The sequence below is a fragment of the Candidatus Protofrankia californiensis genome, from assembly GCF_900634765.1.
Lineage (GTDB): Bacteria > Actinomycetota > Actinomycetes > Frankiales > Frankiaceae > Protofrankia > Protofrankia californiensis.
Map to the genome: position 1 here is coordinate 1292 of NZ_CAAAFT010000492.1, position 1508 is coordinate 2799.

General features: G+C 65.5%; 1 protein-coding gene and 1 pseudogene. Both read left to right on the plus strand.

What is annotated here, in order from left to right; translation table 11 throughout:
* Positions 1-551 (plus strand): acyl-CoA thioesterase (locus tag DD1DGNOD_RS25695; protein ID WP_131771198.1); only part of this gene is annotated, 551 nt, incomplete at its 5' end.
* A gap of 212 nt (positions 552-763) precedes the next feature.
* A pseudogene (locus DD1DGNOD_RS25700) lies at positions 764-1251 on the plus strand (SDR family NAD(P)-dependent oxidoreductase); the annotation flags it as partial.
* Positions 1252-1508: the final 257 nt, after the last annotated feature.

The following is a 1508-nucleotide window of genomic DNA, read 5'->3' on the forward strand; positions in this document are numbered from 1 at the left end:
CTATGACTCAGGTGAACGTCGGGATGGACCCCAGACAGCAGCCGGGGCGACGTGTTCTTTCCTGCTATCCGTTCATCCACGACGTGCGACCCCGTTTCGGTGACCTCGACAGCCTTTACGGCCACCTCAACAACGTCGCCATCGCCACCTTCTATGACGACGCTCGGGAGCTGCTGAACCGGACCATGTTCGGCTCCTCGACGCTGGTGACCTTGCACTTCTATTTCGTGGTCGTCCAGCTATCGATCCACTACCTGGCGGAGGTCGGCTATCCCGGCGAGTACCGCGTCGGTGTCGGAGTGAGTAGGATCGGCACCTCGTCGATGGTGCACAGTTTGGGATTGTTCCAGGGCAAGACCTGTGTGGGACTGTGTGACACCGTGATGGTGCACATGACCGGTAACGAGGTCACACCTCTGTCGGCGGAGCAACGGGCCATCCTGGAGACGATGTCGTTCCCAGCCGGGCAGCGCGCGGAAAAGTCCGGGTTCAGGACCAGGGCGGGGCTGCTTCCCGGAGATGGCGCTGACGGGAGACGTTCCGGTGCGTGAGTATGCCGGCCCGCGGCCGGTGCATGTCATGGGTAAGGGCATCGTCGGGCGCTTGCGTGTCGATCTCGGCTGGGGTTCCTCCGGAGCGCTGCGGACTCAACGGCAATGGGCGAGCCGAACGACGGCGTCGTGGCCTCGGCACCGTGCACCGCAGATCCGAACCGTTGCCCTCCGGTTGGCCTGCCTGCTCATCGACATTTTGGGAGAAACGAGTGAACGGGAAGTTCGCCGGCCAGTGCGCGGTGGTGACCGGCGCCAGCCGCGGGATCGGGCTCGGCATCGCCCGGCGTCTGGTGACCGACGGTGCCAGGGTCCGTGTCACCGCTCGCAGGCAAGAGGCACTGGACGAGGCCGTGGCCGCCCTCGGCGATCCCTGGAACGCGATCGCTGTCGCGGGCAAGGCCGACGATGTCGAGCACCAGGCTGAGACGATTGAGCGGACCGTCGACGCGTTCGGCCGGGTCGACATGCTGGTCAACAACGCGGGCATCAACCCGGTCTACGGTCCGATGATCAAGATGGACCTGGATGCGGCGCGCAAGATCTTCGAGGTCAATGCGCTCGCCGCGTTGTCCTGGACGCAGCAGGCGTACAAGGCGTGCATGGGAGACAACGGCGGCGCCGTGGTCAACGTGTCCTCCGTGGCCGGGTCAAGCCAGCGCTCGGCATCGATTTCTACGGCACGAACAAGGCCATGCTCACGCCTCATCTGATTAGACGAAACGCTGACCCGCGGCGACCGGCCGCATTGATCCAGCCGCCACCGACGATCTCGGGGACGGCCGAGGACGACCGGAGGACATTGTGTCCGTTCCTGGAACAGACGATTTCACCGACGGCGAGTATCCCGACGACCTTGTCACGCCGGTACCACGCGATCCCGGGAAGCCCCCCGACCGGGCCGACCCCGACGCATCCGAGGCACCAGTGGTGCGCCTGCTCGCCCCGGACGGCCGG